A 19,177-nucleotide genomic window follows, 5' to 3' on the forward strand; every position below is an offset into this window, starting at 1 on the left:
GGCGCCCAAGTTCAATTGATCGAACTTTTGACCTCTCCCCGCCCGGGGAGAGGTGACATGTCTGCAAGAAAAAGCCGCAAGAACGTGAGATTCCGGACTTGCGTGCGAGGCTGGTCGGGGGTGATGTGGACCAAAGCGGTCCCGGATTATTCGGCTGCGTTGGGCGAGGAGCGCAAACGCGATATTAATCCGGGTCAATTACTCCTGAATTCGCCTTTGAAATCAGGGGCTTTGGCTCCCACCCGAAAGAGATCAGACTGATGGCAGCCGTTCCCGGCCTCCGCCGTTCAGAGCTCGGTGACGCGCTGCGCACTTGTCGCGCGGCGTTCGTCGGCGTCGGCTTGATGAGCTGCATGATCAACCTGCTCTATCTGACCGGGTCTATCTTCATGCTGGAGGTCTACGACCGGGTGCTGCCGAGCCGCAGCATTCCGACGCTGGTCGGCCTGATCGTCCTCGCCAGCTTCCTCTACATGGCGCAGGGCGTGCTCGACATGATCCGCAACCGGATCCTGGGGCGGGTCGGAACCGCGCTGGACGAAGCCCTGAACAAGCGCGTGTTCGACACCATCGTGCGCCTGCCGCTGCTGGTTGGCAGCCGCAACGAGGGTCTTCAGCCGCTGCGCGATCTCGACAATGTCCGCTCCTTCCTCGGCGGCATGGGACCGAGCGCGTTCTTCGACCTGCCCTGGCTGCCGCTCTATCTCGCCATCTGCTTCGCCTTCCACGTCATGATCGGCGTCACCGCGCTGATCGGCGCCATCATCCTGGTCGGACTGACGCTGGTCACCGAGTTCATGTCCCGCCAGCCGGCGCGCGAGGCGATGGGGCTCGCCGCCCAGCGCAACGACATCGCCCAGTCCAGCCGCCGCAACGCCGAGGTGATGGTGTCGATGGGCATGGCCGGCCGGATGAACGCGCGCTGGAGCGAGGCCAACGAAAAATATCTCGACGGCAACCAGCGTGCGAGCGACGTCGCCGGCGGTCTCGGCGCGGTTGCAAAAGTGCTGCGCATGATGCTGCAATCGGCCGTGCTCGCCGTCGGCGCCTATCTCGTCATCCACCAGGAGGCGACCGCCGGCATCATCATCGCCGGCTCGATCCTCTCGGCCCGTGCGCTTGCGCCGGTCGATCTTGCGATCGCGCACTGGAAATCCTTTGTCGCGGCACGTCAGAGCTGGCACCGCCTCACCCGTCTTTTGGAGCAGATGCCGGCGCAAACGATGCCGACCCAGTTGCAGGCGCCCACCAGCCGCCTTTCGGTCGAAGGCGTCGCCATGGTGCCCCCCGGCGACCAGCGCGTCATCGTCCAGGACATCACCTTTGCGCTCGAAGCCGGCAACGGCCTCGGCGTGATCGGACCGAGCGGCTCCGGCAAGTCGTCGCTGATCCGCGCGCTGGTCGGCGTCTGGCAGCCGGTCCGCGGCAAGGTGCGGCTTGACGGCGCGGCGCTCGACCAATGGTCGTCGGACATGCTCGGCCGCCACATCGGCTATCTGCCGCAGGACGTCGAGTTGTTCGGCGGCACCATCGCACAGAACATCAGCCGCTTCGATCCCGACGCCACCTCCGACGGCATCATCGCTGCCGCGAAAGAGGCCGGCGTGCACGAGATGATCATCAAGATGCGCGAGGGCTACAACACCCAGGTCGGCGAGCAGGGCACCTCGCTCTCCGCAGGCCAGGCGCAGCGCGTGGCGCTGGCGCGCGCGCTCTACGGCAACCCGTTCCTGATCGTGCTCGACGAGCCCAATTCCAATCTCGACACTGAAGGCGACGAGGCACTGACCCGCGCCATCCGTGGGGCGCGCGAGCGCGGTGCCGTCGTCATCGTGGTGGCGCACCGCCCGATCGGCGTGGAAGCGGTCGACCAGATCCTGGTGCTGCGCGACGGCCGCATGCAGGCCTTCGGGCCGAAGGAACAGGTCCTCGCCCAGGTACTCCAGCCGCGTGTGACGCCGCCGACACCGATCAAGATCGTCAGCGAAAGCGGAGCCAAGGCATGAGCACGATGGCGATCGGCGGCGGGAAGCCTGCCGCAAAGCGAACGGTGCGGGAATCGATCCGATTTCACCTGATGCTCGGTCTCGCGATCGTGCTGGTCCTGGCCGTCGGCCTTGGCGGCTGGGCATCGACGGTGCAGATCTCGGGCGCGCTGATCGCGCCGGGCCAGATCGTGGTCGAATCCAACGTCAAGAAGGTGCAGCATCCGACCGGCGGCGTGGTCGGCGAGGTGCGCGCCCGCGACGGCGACGTGGTCAAGGCAGGTGACATCGTGGTGCGGCTCGACGACACCGTCACCAAGGCGAACCTCGCCATCGTCACCAAGAATCTCGACGCCGCGCAGGCGCGCACGGCGCGGCTTCAGGCCGAGCAGCGCGGGATCGACAAGCTGGAGTTTCCGCAAGTCCTGCTCGAGCGCGGCAACGATCCCGATGTCAAGAACCTGCTCTCCGCCGAGACCAAGCTGTTCGACGTCCGTGTCAACGGCCGCGCCGGCCAGAAGGCGCAGCTTCGCGAGCGCGTCCAGCAACTCAACGAGGAGATCGAGGGGCTCTCCGCGCAGGAGAGAGCCAAGGACAAGGAAATCTCGCTGGTGCAGCAGGAGCTCGTCGGTGTCCGCGATCTCTATGACAAGCACCTGGTGCAGATCTCCCGCCTGACCACGCTCGAACGCGATTCCGCCCGACTCAACGGCGAGCGCGCGCAATACATTGCCTCGCGCGCGCAGGCCAAGGGCAAGATCACCGAGACCGAGCTCCAGATCATCCAGGTCGACAAGGACATGGTGAGCGAGGTCTCGAAGGATTTGCGCGAGACCAACGACAAGATCGGCGAAATGATCGAGCGCAAGGTCGCGGCCGAAGATCAGCTTCGCCGCGTTGACATCCGCGCGCCACAGGACGGCATGGTGCTGCAATCGACGGTGCACACCGTCGGCGGCGTCGTCACCGCCGGCGACGCGCTCATGCTGATCGTGCCGCAGGCCGATGATCTCCAGGTCGAGGCCAAGGTCAATCCGGTCGATATCGACAAGCTCCAGATCGGCCAGAAGACGCTGCTGCGTCTGTCCGCCTTCAACCAGCGCACCACGCCCGAGCTCAACGGCGTCGTCAGCCGCGTCTCGCCCGACGTCACCACCGATCAGCGCACCGGCCAGAGCTACTACACCATCCGCGTCTCGTTGCCAGCGGAAGAGGTCGCCAAACTCGGCGACTCCAAGCTGATTCCCGGTATGCCGGCGGAGGCCTTCGTCCAGACCGGTGACCGCACCATGCTGTCCTATCTGATGAAGCCGCTGCACGACCAGTTCATGCGGGCGTTCCGGGAGAAGTGACGCGCGAAAGCGCGTCATCCCGTTCGTCATTGCGAGCGCAGCGAAGCAATCCAGTCTGCCTTCGCAGCGAAATTTCTGGATTGCTTCGCTACGCTCGCAATGACGGCGAGCCTTCGTTCTTGCTATAGTTCGATTCAGCCCCAGCAACCCGGCGTCGAACAATGCAATCCATCCAATCCCCACCGTCCATCGCCACCGAATCCTTCTCCGACGCTGGTCTCGCCGTCGCCCGCCTCGAAGAGATCTACGAGCGCAACACAAAGTTCCTGCGCGACCGGTTCGAGGCTTACGTCAACGGCGAGGCGATCACGACGCGGGTGCGGGCCTTCTATCCCTTCGTCCGCGTCACCACTGCGACGCATGCGCGGCTGGATTCGCGGCTCGCCTACGGCTTCGTCGCCCGGCCCGGTGTGCACGAGACCAGCGTCACGCGTCCGGATCTGTTTCGGACCTATCTCACCGAGCAGATCGGATTGTTGATTCAGAACCACGGCGTCCCGGTCGAAATCGGCGAATCCGGCGAACCGATCCCCGTTCACTTCGCCTATCGTCGCGATATCAACATCGAGGCGGCCATCACCACCAGCGAGAACTTCGCCGTCGCGGGATCGCTGCGCGATGCGTTCGACGTGCCTGATTTGGCCACCATGGACGATGCCATCGCCGACGGCACTTTCGAGCTCCAGCCCGGCGCGCCCGAGCCGCTATCGCTGTTTCGGGCGGCCCGCGTCGACTACTCGTTGCGCCGGCTCTACCACTACACCGGCACGGACCCCGAATATTTCCAGAACTTCGTGATCTTCACCAACTACCAGTTCTATGTCGATGCCTTCGCGCAGCTCTGCCAGCAGCGGCTTCAGTCCGGCGAAGCCGGCTTCGAGGCATTCGTCGCTCCCGGCAATGTAATCACGCGCAGCGGCGGCGCGATGACGGGCGTTGCGCCCGCCCGCACGCCGCAGATGCCGGCCTTTCACCTGGTCGAGCCCGGCTATCGCGGCATCACCCTGATCAACATCGGCACCGGCCCGTCCAACGCGCGCAACGTCACCGACCACGTGGCCGTGCTGCGGCCCCATGCCTGGCTGATGCTCGGCCATTGCGCGGGCCTGCGGAACACGCAGCGGCTCGGCGACTACGTCCTTGCGCATGGTTACGTGCGTGAGGACCATGTGCTCGACCGCGAGCTGCCGCTGTGGGTGCCGATCCCGGCGCTGGCGGAGATGCAGGTCGCACTCGAAGAGGCCGTCGAGGACGTCACGGGCCTCGAAGGTTTCGAGCTGAAGCGTCTGATGCGCACGGGTACCGTCGCAAGCGTGGACAATCGCAACTGGGAGATCTCCGGCCCGGCGGTGATCCGCCGTCTGTCGCAATCGCGCGCAGTTGCACTCGATATGGAATCGGCCGCGATTGCCGCCAACGGCTACCGTTTCCGCGTCCCCTACGGCACGCTGCTGTGCGTCTCCGACAAGCCCTTGCACGGCGAGATCAAGCTCGCGGGCATGGCCAGTGAATTCTACCGCCGTCGCGTCGGCCAGCATCTCGATATCGGCCTGAAGGCGCTGGAACGGCTCAAGCAGCAGGAATCGGAGCGGTTGCATTCGCGAAAGCTCCGCAGTTTCGCCGAAGTCGCGTTCCAGTAGCGCGTCCCTCCCACTTGCCGGCAGGATCTGGCAGCAAGACTGTCGCACGCACGACACTGACGTCTCCGTGAGAACGCAAGCATTCCGGAATATCGCCGTCGGAGCAGGGTTATCCACGTCGTCGGGGTTGCGTTGTCAGAAACAGGAGGCAGCAATGATCACAGCGATGATCAAATTTGTCGTGCCGGGAATGCTCGCAGCGACGTTGTTCGCTTCGCCAGGGCTGGCCGCGGGAGGCGGTGGTGGTGGCGGCGGTGGCGCCAGTTCCACCGATCCCTATGCGGGCGCCTATTCGGACCAGAAAGCGCAGCCAGCCTACCCGAAACGTTCCAACCCCAAGGCAACCCAGAAAGGCAAGAAGCCGAACAATCAGTCGCGCATCGGTGACCCCGCATTCGCGGCCGGCTACCGTGTGGCCTATGACACGATCTACGAGCGCAACGACTACGCAGCTGCGATCGAGCAGTTGAAAGCGTTGGACCATGACGATCATCCGAACGTCGCCAACCTCATCGGCTACTCCTATCGCAAGCTCGGCGACTACAAGCAGTCGCAGATCTGGTACGAGCGCGCGCTGAAGGCCGATCCGAATCACGTGCTGACCTGGCAGTATTATGGGCTCTGGCAGCTCGAGCAGGGCAACCGCGAGCAGGCGATGTATCACTTAAGTCGTATCGCCACGATCTGCGGCCGCGATTGTGAAGAGTACAAGTCTCTGGCGATTGCGCTGGACAAACCTACTGGCACGGCTCTCGTTTATTGAGGCCGTAGGTCGGTGCTAGCGAAGCGTAACCCGCCAATTCCGACGACGGCTCGGGACAAGGAGTGGGCTGCGCCTTCGGCTAACGCACCCCACGCATGGTGACAAGGCGTCAGATTTTCAGCATTGTCCGGCGCGGGGGCTCGACCGGGACGACTTGATGCCACTCATGCGCGACAGGATCATTGGCCATGATCTCGAACGGCTGGCCTTTCTCTTCACCATGCTGAACGACGGCGAGGTCGTGCAGTGCCAGATCAGCGACGCCGCGATGGACGAGCTGGCGGGCATGCAGGGTACCGAAAGCAGCGCGCGGCAGGCGCAGTTCATGTCGCTGCGCGAGACCATCGAGCGGCTCGCGTCAGACCTCTACGACGAGGCGCCGAGGGTCAGGGGCCATGTCGTGCGGATTTTTACGCGACATCTGCAGCGGTAATGCCACTCCAGCCCCCGCCGTCATGCCCCCAAGCTTGATCGCTGCAATTCGTCGCGCTTGGTTTCTCTAAAGCATTCGCTAACCAAACAATCTTTTCGCAGCAATCCTAAGACATGCAAAGCCAGACATTATCCAGCCATGAATTGGTTACTCGTACAGGTTAGGTCACGAACCTGGAGCCCAGAGGCTTGCTTCGACCTTGAAGAAGTCACTATGGACGCGCCCGAAGCTTGGAGTGCCTCTGTGTTTGACCGAGCGCAAAGGAAAGCCGACCACGTCCGGAACTCCTGTATCCAACGGTTCCTGATTTCATGGCGGCCACCAGAGGGCGCCGATGGTCGCGCACAAATCCCGCACGAGTGATCCCGTGACAAAAGAGATTGTTGGAAACGACGCGAGCCGCGAGTCCGGTCGCTACGTCAATCCGGACAAGACGCTGCCAAAGAGTTGGCGGCTTGCAATGGCCATAGCGATCGGGTGCGGATTTGTGGGCCTCGTGCTCCGCTACTTCGCCCGGGAGCACGCGACCGACGACACCATTCGGTATGTGATCCCCTGGTATGTCTTTGCTCGAGATCACGGCGTTGGTGGGCTGGCCGAAGCTTTTACCAACTATACCCCGTTTTTCAGCTACCTCCTGTTGATCGCCGCTCGATTTGATGGGCTAGGCGAGCCACTTTCCCTCCTGAAGATGATCTCGGCAGTATTCGAGTTTGGCTGCGCGATCGCTGTGGCCCAGATCGTCTGGCAAGCTACAAAGGTGCCATTGCGCGCGTCCCTGGGCTTCTGCGCCGTTTGGCTTGCACCGACGGTGATCTTCAACGGGGCAGTATGGGGGCAGACTGATTCGATCTGGACCTTCTTCACGCTGGTTTCCGTGGCGCTGTTCATGCGGGACCGAAATGGCGTCGTGTCATTTGCGTTGGCCTTTTCGGTGAAGGCCCAGGCCGTATTCCTGGGGCCCTTCGTGCTCGGCATGATTTTGCGCCGCAGGATACACGTGGCGTGGCTCGCCGCTGTTCCCGGGATCTATGTGGTCCTCGCCATTCCGGTTCTCGTCGCCGGCAGATCCTTGGCCTCCGTGTTCGAGGTCTATCTAGACCAGGCCAACACCTTTCACCGTCTCACCATGAATGCAGCGAACATCTGGGTGTTGGCTGGGGCAACGCCGTACGCGATCGGAGTCGCGGCCGGCCTGGCGCTCGCAGCGGCGAGCGGGCTCGCCTTGTCGATCTTCATCGCGCGCTCCAAGCAAGCGGGGCCGGAGTTTATTCTGCTCGCCGCGTGTGTATCGCTCATGCTCATGCCGTATCTCCTCCCGAAGATGCACGAGCGCTACTTCTACGCGTTCGAACTAGCGTCCATCGCGCTCGCCTGCCTCAATCCGCGCTATTTGCCCTTCGCGGCGATTGCTCAAGTCGACGGCGTGTTATCCTATCTCGCGTTCGAAAGCGGGATCGTCCTGGGCCTGCTGCCGGCGGCACTCTGCAACACCGTTCTCGTGTTCTACCTCGTGCTTGATCTTTGGCGCGGCGAACGTGGATTTCGCTTTCCGAGGTTTGCCTGGCTCGGCTTCATCGTGTCGATTGCGGGATTGCTCTCCAATCTGGTCTTCAAAGGTGCCAGTTGGAACCTGTCCCCCGTGTACCTGCTCACCGCTAGTCTCGCCACGGTTATGACGCTGCTGCTCCTGAAAGAGTCGCGTCGCAGCTCGGGCGACAGCCCGGACCGGTTGTCTTGACTTCAACTCTCGCCCGGTCGAGCCGGGGGCTGACAGCTGTTTCGGAGCAACACGGGAGCGCCAGCAATCAGCTGTCGAATATGATCACACTGCGCAGCGTCTTGCCGGCTTTCATGTTGGCAAAGCCTTCGTTGATCTCGGAGAGCTTCAGCTTGGCCGAGATCCAGTCTTCCAGATGCAGCCGTCCGCGCAGGTAGAAATCCACCAGCCGCGGCATGTCGACGCGAAAGTGGTTCGAGCCCATCGAGGAGCCCTGGATCCTGCGCTCGCGCAGGAAGTCGAAGCCGTGCAGCTCGATCTTCTGGCCGAACGGAATCATGCCGACGATGGTGGCCGTGCCGCCCGAGGCGAGCATGCCGAAAGCCTGCTCGGCGGTTTCCTTGCGGCCGAGCACCTCGAAGGAATGATGCACGCCGCCATTGGTGAGATCGCGCACCTGCTTCACGACGTCGCCGTCGGCAGGGTTGATGATGTCGGTAGCGCCCAGCTTGGTCGCGAGCTGCAGCTTTGCCGGATTGGTGTCGATGGCAATGATGCGGCCGGCGCCCGCGATCTGCGCCCCGTTGATCGCAGCCATGCCGACACCTCCGCAGCCGATCACGGCCACGGTCTCGCCGGCCGTCACCTTCGCCGTGTTTACGACCGCGCCATAGCCGGTGATGACGCCGCAGCCGATCAGCGCGGCGAGATCGAGCGGCATCTCCTTGCGGATTTTGACGATCGCGTTCTCATGCACCAGCATCTGCTCGGCGAAGGAGGAAAGATTGAGGAACTGATGCAGCTTCTCCGAGCGGGCCCACTGCATCCGATTGGAGGCACCCGGCAGCAATTTCACCGTGGTGTCGGTGCAGAGCACCGTGCGGCCCGTGGTGCAATTGTCGCAGGTGCCGCAGAACACCGACAAACAGGTGACGACGTGATCGCCGGGCTTTACATAAGTCACGTCGGAGCCGACCTGCTCGACGACACCGGCGGACTCGTGCCCGAGCACCGCGGGCAGCGGATGCGGATAGAGCCCCTCCATGAAGTGCAGATCGGAGTGGCAGAGACCCGCCACCGACGTCCGGATCAGGACCTCGCGCGGGCCGGGCTTCGGCAGGCTGACATCCTCGATGACCAGGGGTTTGTTGACTTCATGGAGGACGGCGGCCTTCATCGAGCACTCCCTATCGCTTTTTTTGCTTTGAACGCGGGTGCAGCCTACGCTGCCAGAACCAGTTCGCCAACCTCGCTCATATCAGCTGCGCGATCGCCGAGCAGCAGCGTGGCGATCTTCTGCTGCACGGCATTTTCCGTCAGCCGGAACGGATCCCTCGGCGATACCCGGTGATCGATCACCAGCCGCGACATCAGCAGCCTTCGCGCATCGCCGCGCAGGTCGTGAATGCGGTGCGCCTCCCAGGCGAGCGCGACGGCACTGGCGACATGATAGAGCAGGCTGGTGGCGCGGCGCGCATCGGCCTCGTTGTCGGCCTTGCCCGCGACCTCGCGCGCGAAGCCGACTGCGCGAGCGGTGAGAATGTGCAGCCGGTCGCGCCACGCCTGCGGCACCGAAGGGCTGTCATCGAGCCGGGCGTGCAGATCGGCGGCGAGCGCAGATTCGGCGCCGTGGCGTCCGACCGCGCGCCTCAGCGCATCAATCGCGACGATGTTGCCGGTGCCTTCCCAGACCGAGCCGAGATGCGCGTCGCGCAGCAACCGCGCGGTCGCGAATTCCTCGATGTAGCCGATGCCGCCGCGCATCTCGAGCGCATCGCCGCAGACCTTTCGCGCATCACGCGTGGCGCGGAATTTCAGTGTCGGGGTCAGGATGCGAAGCAGCGCAGCGGCATCCTGGCTGCCGGCCTCGGCGCGATCGAGCGCGTCGGCGGTGAGAAAGCTCATCGACAGTGCCTGCTCGACCGGCAGCATGATCTTCAGCATCTGGCGCCGGCCCAGCGGCAGGTCGATGATGCGGTTGCCGAACACCACGCGGTTCTTCGCCACCGTCATCGCGTCGTGATAGGCACGGCGCATCAGCGCCGTGGATTTCACGCCATTGGAAAGCCGCGACGAGTTCACCATCTCGGCCATCTGCACGAAGCCGCGGTCGAGCTTGCCGACCGCATAGGCGATCGCGCCTTCGAGCTTGATCTCGCCTGACGCCATCGAGCGCGTGCCGAGCTTGTCCTTAAGACGCACGATCCGGTAGTGGTTCTGCGAGCCGTCGTCGAGGAAGCGCGGCATCAGGAACAGGCCGACGCCGCGCGTTCCGGGGCCGGCGCCTTCGGGGCGCGCCAGCAGCATCACGATTTTAGCGTCGGCGTTCGAGCAGAACCATTTCTCTCCGGTGAGGCGCCAATGGTCGCCCTCCTGCACGGCCGTCGTGGTGAGCGTGCCGACGTCGGAGCCACCTTCCTTCTCGGTCATGAACTGGCCGCCTTGGGTCAGCTTGCTCATGTCGGTCTGGGTCAGGCCATCGAGATATTTCGCCTTCAGCGCATCACTGCCGAAATTCGCAAGAAGTTTCGCGCAGCCGTCGGTGACGTTGATCGGGCAGCCCATGCCGAATTCGGTCTGGTTGAACAGGAAAGTGAAGGCGTGTTTCGCTACGACCGGATATTTGTCCGGCCAGCCCATGATGCCCTTGCGGATCGATAGCGCGTGGATGCCGAACTCGCCGAAGGCCGCGTCCTCCAACTCGCGATAGGCCGGGTGGTATTCGATCCACTGCACGTCGCGGCCGAACTTGTCGCGCTGGTGCAACACCGGCGTGTGCCGGTCGGCGAGCCGCGCGCAGTCGTCGAGGGGGCCGCCGGCGAGTCCACCGAGGCGATCGAGATGCGGCTCGATGTGGCGGAACAGCTTCTCCGGCAGATGGATGCGCAGGAGATCCGTCAACGCCTGATCGGCGCGGTAGAAATTCATGCCAGTGGTATCGGGAGCCAGCAGTCCGGATGGTGCGGCCGCGACCTGTTTTGCCTGCGCGGGGGCCGGCTTGTGCATGATCGTCCTCTTCGTTTCCGCCTTACGGACATCTTACGCCGATTTGGCGCTTGCCGCTTGAGATGATGTCGATCATGCTCCAGTCGCGAAAGCGGAGAAAGCCGCAAATCGTCAGGGAGGCATGATCGCCGTGAGGGAGCAATTCGCTCTGCGGAATTGTGATCGTCCCGGCTGGTTGTCCGCACGGACCGTGCATAGATCAGCGGCTTCCCGTCTGCGAGAGATCACGCCATGGAACACCCGAAATACAAGATCGCCCTCATCGTCGGCGCCGGCGAAGGCCTGAGCGCCTCGCTGGCGCGGCTATTGTCTGCCCAGGGCATCCGCGTCGCGCTGGCCGCGCGAAAAATCGAGAAACTTGGCGCGCTCTGCAGCGAGACCGGCGCCAAGGCCTATGCCTGCAACGCCACCGAGCCCGAGGAGGTCGAGCGCTTGTTTGGCCTCGTCGAACGCGAGATCGGCACGCCCGACGTGGTCGTCTACAACGCCAGCGCTCGCGCGCGCGGGCCGTTCGTCGATCTCGTCCCGGCCGACGTGGCGCAGGCGATCGCGGTCAGCGCCTATGGCGGCTTCCTGGTGGCGCAGCAGGCGGCAAAACGCATGCTGCCGAGCAAGCACGGCGCGATCCTGTTCACCGGCGCTTCGGCAAGCGTCAAGGGCTATGCGCAGTCGGCCCCGTTCGCGATGGGCAAGTTCGCGCTGCGCGGCCTCGCGCAGAGCATGGCACGCGAACTGTCGCCGCAAGGCATCCACATCGCGCATTTTGTCATCGACGGCGGCATCCGCAGCGCCGCGCGCACGGAGCCCGAAGACAAGCCGGGTTCGATGCTCGATCCCGATGCCATCGCGGAGAGCTACTGGAACGTGTTGCAGCAGCCGCGCAGCGCCTGGAGCTGGGAGCTCGAGTTGCGGCCCTGGGTGGAGAAGTTTTGAGGGCGATAACGTCACAACGCCGTCATTGCGAGCGAAGCGAAGCAATCCAGAATGCTTCCGCGGAAAAAGGCTGGATTGTTTCCTCGCTTCGCTCCTCGCAATGACGAAAAAGAGGGAGCGACATGACCACGGAAACCACCATCGACACCGGCACCAATGAACTCCTCTGCGTGATCCGTGATCGCGTCGCATTGATCACGCTGAACCGGCCCGAGGCGCGCAACTCGCTGTCAGACGCGCTGACGCCGGCGCTGCGCACGATGATCCGCAGCTGCGGCGAGAATCCCGATGTCGGCGCGCTGCTGCTCACCGGCGCCGGCGAAGCTTTTTGCGCCGGCGGCAACGTCAAGGGCATGGGCGCGCATCGCGACCCGAAGAAGCTGGAGGTGTCGCTGGAAGACCGCGTGGCCGATCTCCAGGAGCGGCAGCGGCTGCTCACCGGCGCGCTGGTGTCGGTGCGCAAGCCGACCATCGCGGCGCTCCCCGGTCCGGCGGTCGGCGCGGGGCTGACCATCGCCATGGCCTGCGACATCCGCATCGCCGCGCAATCGGCCTTCGTGGCCACCGGCTATGTCCGCATCGCGCTCAGCGGCGATTACGGTATCGCGTGGCTGTTGACGCGGCTCGTCGGCACGGCGCGGGCGCGCGAGTTGCTGTTCACCGGCGATCGCGTGGACGCAGCGCGTTGTGAGGCGATCGGGCTCGTCAACCGCGTGGTGCCCGACGACAAATTGCAGGCAGAGGCCTTCGCACTGGCGAAATCCCTCGCTGAAGGCCCGCGCCTCGCGCTTCGCTACATGAAGGACAACCTCGACGAGGCCCTGCAGTTCGACTTCGAAACCGCGCGCGATCATGAGGCTGAACGGCTGATCCGCCTGACCACGACCGCCGATCACAAGGAGGCGGTGCAGGCGTTTATCGAGAAGCGCAAGGCGGTGTTCAGGGGGAAGTAGGGCTTCCGAAAGTGGTTGACCGTCACCCTGAGGTGCCGGAGCGAAGCGGAGGCCTCGAAGGGCGACGGCCCCGCTGTTGCCGCGGCGAAAATAAAAACCAGCCGGGCCGTCCATCCTTCGAGGCCCGTTCTGCGGAAGACCGCAGAACGAGCGCCTCAGGATGACGGTTTATGAATGGGATAAAAAAATGCCCGGCTCTGGTTTTCGCCAGGCCGGGCTCGAGTGGTGTCAGGCCGAGGCTGAGGGGCTTTCGGCCCGACGGGAAAGGGCGATGAGGCGCCAGCTCGCGCAGGGAATGTCCTTTGGTGCGACGCTGATCTCCTTGTCGAAGCGGACGAGTTTCCAGTCATCAGGATGATTGACGAAGGCAAAGCCGGATTTGCGCGCGAGCGAGATCATGGCCTCGTTGGAACGGAGCGTGTCGCCGAGCATGTGCTCGGCACCGAGCGCAGCCGCGCGGCATTCGAGATTCTTGATGAGCACGGTGGCGATGCCGTGGCCCTGCCAGCGATCGTCGACCGAGAGGCCGAATTCAACCGTCGCGGTTTCGGCATGCAGCGCGTAGCGCGCTTCGGCGACGATGGTCTCGAAGCCGTCGACCATCATGGTCGCGACCACCGTAAAACGATCGCGCTCGCCGACCTGAAGGAAGTCGTGAAGCAGGCTTTTCGGCAGCTCGCTGATCCCGCCGAAGAAACGGTTGTAGCGGGAGCGGGTCGAGAGCGAGCGGACATAGTGCTGGAGCTCGTCGGTGTCGCGCGGTTCGACGAAGCGAACGCTCACCGGCTCACCGTGCCGGGTGCGCAGCGAGTCCGAATATTGCTTCAAATCTTCCAGGCGGAGGGTGCTCATGACACATGCCCACAAGGGACGTCAAGGAAGAAGGGACCGCCGGCGCCCCTGTGATCAGGCGGCGCCGGCCTGGCGGCCAATCAGGCCCGCCAGAAGGGTTTGTCGGCCTCAAAGGCCACATCGCTCCAGGACAGTCCGACGTCCTGGAGGTCACGCGCGGACCAGTTGGTCAGCTCACGCCGGGTCCGGTAGCGCTCGTGCCAGACGTGAAGGGTCTCGCCAATCTGGTGGATCAGGCCGGGCGCATGATGATTTGTCATCGAATTCTGGGTCAAAGTAGACATTTTCAGCTCCTGGAGCTAAGTTGACCGCTTATATCTGCTTCCTACTGCGCTGCGACAAACGACAATTTGTACTCTTTCGCATGAAATAACGTCATGTATCCTGCTGCCAGATGACTGCCAGATTGCCTTCCCTGAACGGATTGCGGGCCTTTGAAGCCGCCGCGCGCCATCTCAGTTTCACGCTGGCCGCTTCCGAGCTGAATGTGACCCAGACTGCGATCAGCCATCAGATCCGCAGGCTGGAGGAGGAGCTCGGCATCCGCCTGTTCGTCCGGCAGAACCGCGCGCTGGCGCTGACACCGGAGGCGCGCGACTATCTGCCGGGCGTCCGCGCCGCCTTCAACGACCTCCGCCTTGCCACCGATCGGCTGCTGCGCAAGGACGACGACAAGGTGCTGACCGTCTCGACGCTGGCCTCGCTCGCCGCAAAATGGCTGCTGCCGCGGCTCACTGATTTCCAGGAGCACCATCCCGGCATCGACGTCCGCATCACCACCTCGACCAGCCTGGTCGATTTTCAGCGCGACAATGTCGACGCCGCGATCCGCTACGGGCGCGGCCAGTGGCCGGGCTTGCGCGCCGACTGGCTGATGGCGGACGAGCTGTTTCCGGTGTGCAGCCCATCTTTGTTGCACGGGGGCAAGCCGCTGCGCTCTCCGGAGGACCTCAAGAGCCATATGCTGCTGCACACCTCCAACGCCAATAGCGACGACTGGCGGCTGTGGTTGACGGCGGCGGGTCTGCCGGCCGACATCGCCAGGCAGCCCGGCATCACCTTCGACATGATCTTCATGACCATCCAGGCCGCGATCGACGGCATCGGCGTGGCGATGGGGCGGACCTCCTACGTCCGGGACGACATCGCCAAGGGCCGGCTCGTCGTTCCGTTCAAGATCGCGCTGCCGGCCGACGCCGGTTTCTACCTGGTCGCGCCGGAGGGCCGCCGCGAGGCCCCGAAGCTCGCCGCATTCCGCGAATGGATGATTGCTGCAACGCAAAATATAGCCTGAAAATCATCGGCTCCGCCGGCGAATTGAGTTGACGCGCCGCGGCCAGCGCGAGAGGGGTAGGGCAGATTGTCGCAGCAACTATCCGTCGCCTGCCGTGAAGTGAGTTCCGGTCCGGCTACGTCTTCCAGGGGAGTGACGCCATGGCTGGACCAGCAGCATCAACCAATCCGCCCGAGATCAAGTCGCGCATCGGCGCAATCCTGCGTGCAACGAGCGGCAATTTCCTCGAGCAGTTCGACTTCTTCCTGTTCGGCTTCTATGCGCAAGATATCGCAAAGGCGTTTTTCCCCGCCGCGGACGAGACCGCGGCGCTACTCAATGCCTACGGCGTGTTTTGGCTCGGTGCTCTGATGCGTCCGGTCGGCGCGATCGTACTAGGTGCCTATATCGACCGCATCGGCCGTCGCCAGGGGCTGATCGTCACGCTCGCGCTGATGGCGCTCGGTACCGTGGTGATCGCCTTCTGCCCGTCCTACGCCGCAATCGGCGTTGCCGCCCCGGTTATCGTCCTGATTGGCCGGTTGATACAGGGGTTCTCCGCCGGCGTGGAGCTGGGCGGCGTCTCTGTTTATCTTTCCGAGATCGCGACGCCCGGCAATCGCGGCTTTTACACCTCGTTCCAATCTTCCAGTCAGCAGGTCGCGATCTTTGTGGCTGCGGTCATCGGCTTTATCCTGAGGGAAGTCATGCCCAGCGACACGTTCTTGGACTCCCTCGGAGGAATCGCGAAGTGGCGCATCCCGTTCCTTATCGGCTGCATCATCATCCCCGTCATTTTCATGTTGCGGCGCTCGCTTGAGGAAACGCCGGCCTTCCTGGCCATGAAGAGACATCCGACCGCAAGCGAGGTGTTCGCTTCGGCGCTCGCGAACTGGCGCATTGTCGTCCTCGGCATGATGATCGCGGTCCTGACCACGACGACTTTCTATTTCATCACGGTGTATGCCCCCGGCTTTGGCAAGCAGCTCAGCCTTTCGCCCGCGGGGACATTGCTCGTGACCCTTTTCGTTGCGGTGACCAACTTCATCTGGAATCCGGTCGGCGGTGCGGTATCCGATCGCATCGGCCGCAAGCCGGTGCTGCTGACGATCGCAGGCCTATCGCTGGTCACCGCTTACCCGGCGCTGTCCTGGCTCGCGGCAGAGCCCACTCTCGGAAAGCTGCTGGCGGTGCAGATGATGTTCTCGTTCTACTTTGGCGTTTACAGCGGCACGATGCTGGGATGTCTGGTCGAGATCGTCCCGGCGCATGTCCGTACCACCTGTTTCTCGATCGCTTTCGCGATGGCTGCAGGCATCTTCGGCACGTCCACCCCCATTGTCGCTACCAAACTGATCAGCATGACCAATGGCGACAAGGCTTCGCCGGCGTACTGGCTCATGTTCGGCGCGGCGCTCGGTATCATCGCCGCGCTCGTCGTTTATCGCGGCGGCGGCAAGACGGTGCCGACGTATGATGCGGTGGCGGAGCCGGTTGCCGGACACTGAATGTCGTTCCGGGGCCGCCCTTCGGGCGCCCCGGAATGACGGCGGGAGCTTACAACTCCACCACCACGTAATCGCTCTCGACCTTTACCGGGATCGTCTCGGCGACATACGGCCCCTTGACCACGCTCGCGCCCGGCTCGACATGGGCCGGATAGGCCTTCACGCGGAAGCGGCGGGGGTCGCAGTAGGACTGGCCGGTGCGGATGTCGAACTCCCAGCCGTGCCAGGGGCAGCGGATGATCTCGCCGAGTTTCGTGTATTCGATCTCACCGGGGTCACTGGATTGCGCGAGCCCGATCAGCGGTCCCTCGCACAGCGCCGCGCCCTGATGCGGGCAGCGGTTCATCAGGCCGAAATATTCGCCCTTGATGTTGAAGACCGCGATCGGCCGCCCGTCGATCTCCAGAAATTTTCGCGTGCCGGGCGGCAGTTCATCCACCGCGGCAATGACGTATCTTGCCATCAGGACATGCCGTACAGCTTCTTCGCATTGCCCAGATAGAACGCCTCGCGATCGGCCTCGCCGACGCCCGCCGGCAAGACGCGCGACGGCTCGTCATAGTCCCAATGCGGGTAGTCGGTCGCGAACAGCAGCCGGTCCCAGCCAATCCACTTGATGACGTCGAACAGATCCTCGCGCCGCTCCGGATCCTCCATCGGCTGCGTCGTGTACCACACCTGCTCGCGGATATATTCCGACGGCGGCCGTTTGACGTGCGGCACCTCGCTCCGCAGCCGCTGCCAGACCTTGTCGAGCCGCCACGCCAGTGACGGCGCCCAGCCGAAGCCGGCTTCGATCATCACCATCTTCAATTTCGGGAAGCGCTCGAACACGCCCTCCAGCACCAGACTCGCAAGCGCCGATTGCTGGCACTGCGAGTGCCCCACCATCTCCTCGATGTAGTAGCTCGGCCAGCCCGACGGCGTGATCGGGTTGCCGCCGAAGCCGAAGGCGTGGACGCCGACGGGAAGGCCGGCCTCTTCCGCGGCCTGATAGATCGGCCAGTAGCGGCGCTGTCCGAGTGGCTCGACATTGCGGCTGAGCAAGAGCACCTGCACGAAATTCTTGTCGCCGGCGCGCTCGCGGATTTCGGCCGCGGCCGACGGGCCGTCCTCATTGCCGACGACGATGGACGCCTTCAGCCGCTTGTCCTTGCTGGTCCATTTGTCGATCTGCCAGTCATTGATCGCCGAGCACAGCGCCGCCGAGAGCTCGTGATTGCGGATGCCCTGTCCGGTGTTGAGCGGATTGAGCACGCCGAGCTGCACGTTGTTGGGATCGAGCAGCTGCTTCTGCATGAAGGACAGCGATGAGCCCTGCGGCCCGCCTTCCGGCGGATAGGCATCGCGGCGCGAGGCGTTGGGCTGAGCCTTCGGATAGGGCGGGCCCTCCATCATGCCCTGATAGGCATGGACGCCGTAGACTTCGAGATGATGCTGCCAGCGTTTGGCGAGATAGGGATAGAGCTCGGCGCGGGTCGCGCGTGCCGGATGGATGTCGCAGTCCGCGATCGCGGTTTTGACGGTCAGTGGGGAAGCGGCTTCGGAGCTTTCGCGGAACTGAATATTCATCGCCTTGCCTCCTTTGGCAGCGGGCTAAGTCAGGCGGGGATAGGTTGCATGCGGATTGTCGCTCATGATCTTGCGCACGAGATCGGGGGTTAGACCTGCGGGCAGCGCGTCCTGACCGTCGAACTGCCAGTGCGGGTAGTCGGTGGAGAATAGAACCAATTCATCCGACTGCATATGATCAAACAGGCGAATTAATGTCGCCTCATCTGGCGGCGCATCGAACGGCTGTAACGAGAAGCGGATGTTGCTGCGCACAATGTCCAGCGGCGCGCGATCGACCCACGGCGTCTCCATCCGCACGCCGCGCCAGAACTTGTGAAGGCGCCAGAGAAAGGGGGAGATCCAGGAGACGCCGGATTCCAGCATCACCATCTTCAAGCGCGGATATTTGGCGAACACGCCCTCGACGATCAGGCTGGTGAGCTGGGTCTGGAACGCCTGGGCCTGACCGACATAGTCCTCGATGTGATAGGAACCCCACCCCACAGCAGTCGGCGGATTGTGATAGGCGGAACCGGCATGCACGCCAATCGGCAGCTCCAGCCGTTCCGCCGCCTCATAGATCGGCCACAGCGCGCGCTTGCCGAGGGGCGTGTCGCCCATCACCAGCATCAGCACCTGCACGAAGCGGCGGTCCTGCGCGCAGCGCTCGATCTCCGCGACGGCCTTCTCGATGCTTTGCGTGGGGATCACGATCGAGCCGCGCAGCCGCGGATCGCGATCGAGCCATTCTTTCGCGAGCCACTCGTTCAGCGCGCGGCAGAAGGCGGCCTGCAGATCCTCCGAAAACACCATCTGCACGCCATAAAGCGGATTGCAGATGGCGTGCGAGAGCTGGAAGGGATCGAGCACATGGCGCTGCATGTCCGCCAGGCTCTCGCCCGGCTTGCCGCTTTCAGGGCGCCAGTCGGGCCGCGCCGTGATCGGCGAGTTCTGCGGATAGGACTGCGAGATGAGATCGACCATGCCGCGCGTCGTCACCTGATCGCGCCAATAGTCATTCAGGTACGGCAGCAGGCTGGTCAGATGCGGCACGGCCGGATGCACATCGCAATCCACCCCGCCGGCGATCAGGGACGCCATGACGTCTCCCTTTTACGTTTCCTCTTGATGTTACGCTTGCGCAGCGCCTAGTCGCGCCGTCTTGTGCCTGCCATTCAAGCAGGCCTGCCCGTCGTTCGCAACTC

17 protein-coding genes are annotated in these 19,177 nt (G+C 63.7%); 10 read left to right on the forward strand and 7 right to left on the reverse strand.

Annotated elements, in window-relative coordinates:
* Positions 1-260 precede the first annotated feature (260 nt).
* From IVB27_RS42595 to IVB27_RS42620, 6 genes are all read left to right on the forward strand, one after another.
* A complete protein-coding gene (locus IVB27_RS42595) occupies positions 261-2,006 on the forward strand; it encodes a type I secretion system permease/ATPase (protein ID WP_247448452.1) in 1,746 nt (581 codons plus the stop codon).
* Complete coding sequence (locus tag IVB27_RS42600) at positions 2,003-3,337, forward strand: HlyD family type I secretion periplasmic adaptor subunit (RefSeq protein WP_247448453.1); 1,335 nt, start codon at positions 2,003-2,005, stop codon at positions 3,335-3,337. Before IVB27_RS42595 ends, IVB27_RS42600 begins: the two co-directional genes overlap by 4 nt.
* A gap of 161 nt (positions 3,338-3,498) precedes the next feature.
* Entirely contained in the window at positions 3,499-4,977 is a 1,479-nt protein-coding gene (locus IVB27_RS42605) for an AMP nucleosidase (protein WP_247448454.1), read from the forward strand.
* A gap of 154 nt (positions 4,978-5,131) precedes the next feature.
* Entirely contained in the window at positions 5,132-5,740 is a 609-nt protein-coding gene (locus IVB27_RS42610) for a tetratricopeptide repeat protein (RefSeq protein ID WP_247448455.1), read from the forward strand.
* A 157-nt stretch (positions 5,741-5,897) separates the two neighbouring features.
* Positions 5,898-6,173 (forward strand): DUF1488 family protein, encoded by a 276-nt coding sequence (locus IVB27_RS42615; protein WP_345947009.1) that lies wholly within the window; start codon positions 5,898-5,900, stop codon positions 6,171-6,173.
* A gap of 367 nt (positions 6,174-6,540) precedes the next feature.
* A complete protein-coding gene (locus tag IVB27_RS42620) occupies positions 6,541-7,914 on the forward strand; it encodes a putative hexosyltransferase (protein WP_247448456.1) in 1,374 nt (457 codons plus the stop codon).
* Positions 7,915-7,981: 67 nt separating this feature from the next.
* Here the strand turns inward: IVB27_RS42620 and IVB27_RS42625 are convergent, their stop codons facing one another.
* On the reverse strand, positions 7,982-9,070 hold the full coding sequence (locus tag IVB27_RS42625; RefSeq protein WP_007605188.1) for a Zn-dependent alcohol dehydrogenase: 1,089 nt from the start codon (positions 9,068-9,070) through the stop codon (positions 7,982-7,984).
* A 44-nt stretch (positions 9,071-9,114) separates the two neighbouring features.
* Positions 9,115-10,899 (reverse strand): acyl-CoA dehydrogenase family protein, encoded by a 1,785-nt coding sequence (locus IVB27_RS42630; RefSeq protein ID WP_247448457.1) that lies wholly within the window; start codon positions 10,897-10,899, stop codon positions 9,115-9,117.
* A 231-nt stretch (positions 10,900-11,130) separates the two neighbouring features.
* On the opposite strand from IVB27_RS42630, the gene IVB27_RS42635 reads away from it, so the two are divergent.
* Positions 11,131-11,832 (forward strand): SDR family NAD(P)-dependent oxidoreductase, encoded by a 702-nt coding sequence (locus IVB27_RS42635; protein ID WP_247448458.1) that lies wholly within the window; start codon positions 11,131-11,133, stop codon positions 11,830-11,832.
* Between the two features lie 122 nt (positions 11,833-11,954).
* Complete coding sequence (locus IVB27_RS42640) at positions 11,955-12,785, forward strand: enoyl-CoA hydratase (protein WP_247448459.1); 831 nt, start codon at positions 11,955-11,957, stop codon at positions 12,783-12,785.
* A gap of 228 nt (positions 12,786-13,013) precedes the next feature.
* Here IVB27_RS42640 and IVB27_RS42645 read toward each other — a convergent pair whose 3' ends face one another.
* On the reverse strand, positions 13,014-13,637 hold the full coding sequence (locus tag IVB27_RS42645; protein WP_247448460.1) for a GNAT family N-acetyltransferase: 624 nt from the start codon (positions 13,635-13,637) through the stop codon (positions 13,014-13,016).
* 80 nt (positions 13,638-13,717) lie between these two features.
* A complete protein-coding gene (locus tag IVB27_RS42650) occupies positions 13,718-13,921 on the reverse strand; it encodes a DUF1127 domain-containing protein (protein ID WP_247344151.1) in 204 nt (67 codons plus the stop codon).
* Between the two features lie 110 nt (positions 13,922-14,031).
* Between IVB27_RS42650 and gcvA the strand changes: the two genes are divergently transcribed.
* Entirely contained in the window at positions 14,032-14,931 is a 900-nt protein-coding gene (gene gcvA / locus IVB27_RS42655; protein WP_247344148.1) for a transcriptional regulator GcvA, read from the forward strand.
* 140 nt (positions 14,932-15,071) lie between these two features.
* Complete coding sequence (locus IVB27_RS42660; protein WP_247448461.1) at positions 15,072-16,418, forward strand: MFS transporter; 1,347 nt, start codon at positions 15,072-15,074, stop codon at positions 16,416-16,418.
* A gap of 49 nt (positions 16,419-16,467) precedes the next feature.
* Here IVB27_RS42660 and IVB27_RS42665 read toward each other — a convergent pair whose 3' ends face one another.
* Genes IVB27_RS42665 through IVB27_RS42675 form a run of 3 tightly spaced genes read right to left on the reverse strand, consistent with a single transcriptional unit; the run spans position 16,468 to position 19,073 of the window.
* Positions 16,468-16,881: a Rieske (2Fe-2S) protein gene (locus IVB27_RS42665; protein WP_247448462.1), complete on the reverse strand. Its 414-nt coding sequence runs from the start codon at positions 16,879-16,881 to the stop codon at positions 16,468-16,470.
* The gene (locus IVB27_RS42670; RefSeq protein WP_247448463.1) at positions 16,881-17,990 is read right to left on the reverse strand and encodes an amidohydrolase family protein; all 1,110 of its coding nucleotides are present in this window, start codon (positions 17,988-17,990) and stop codon (positions 16,881-16,883) included. Before IVB27_RS42670 ends, IVB27_RS42665 begins: the two co-directional genes overlap by 1 nt.
* Positions 17,991-18,014: 24 nt before the next feature.
* Positions 18,015-19,073: an amidohydrolase family protein gene (locus IVB27_RS42675; protein ID WP_247448464.1), complete on the reverse strand. Its 1,059-nt coding sequence runs from the start codon at positions 19,071-19,073 to the stop codon at positions 18,015-18,017.
* Between the last annotated feature and the right edge of the window lie 104 nt (positions 19,074-19,177).

This window comes from Bradyrhizobium sp. 197, assembly GCF_023073375.1.
GTDB lineage: Bacteria > Pseudomonadota > Alphaproteobacteria > Rhizobiales > Xanthobacteraceae > Bradyrhizobium.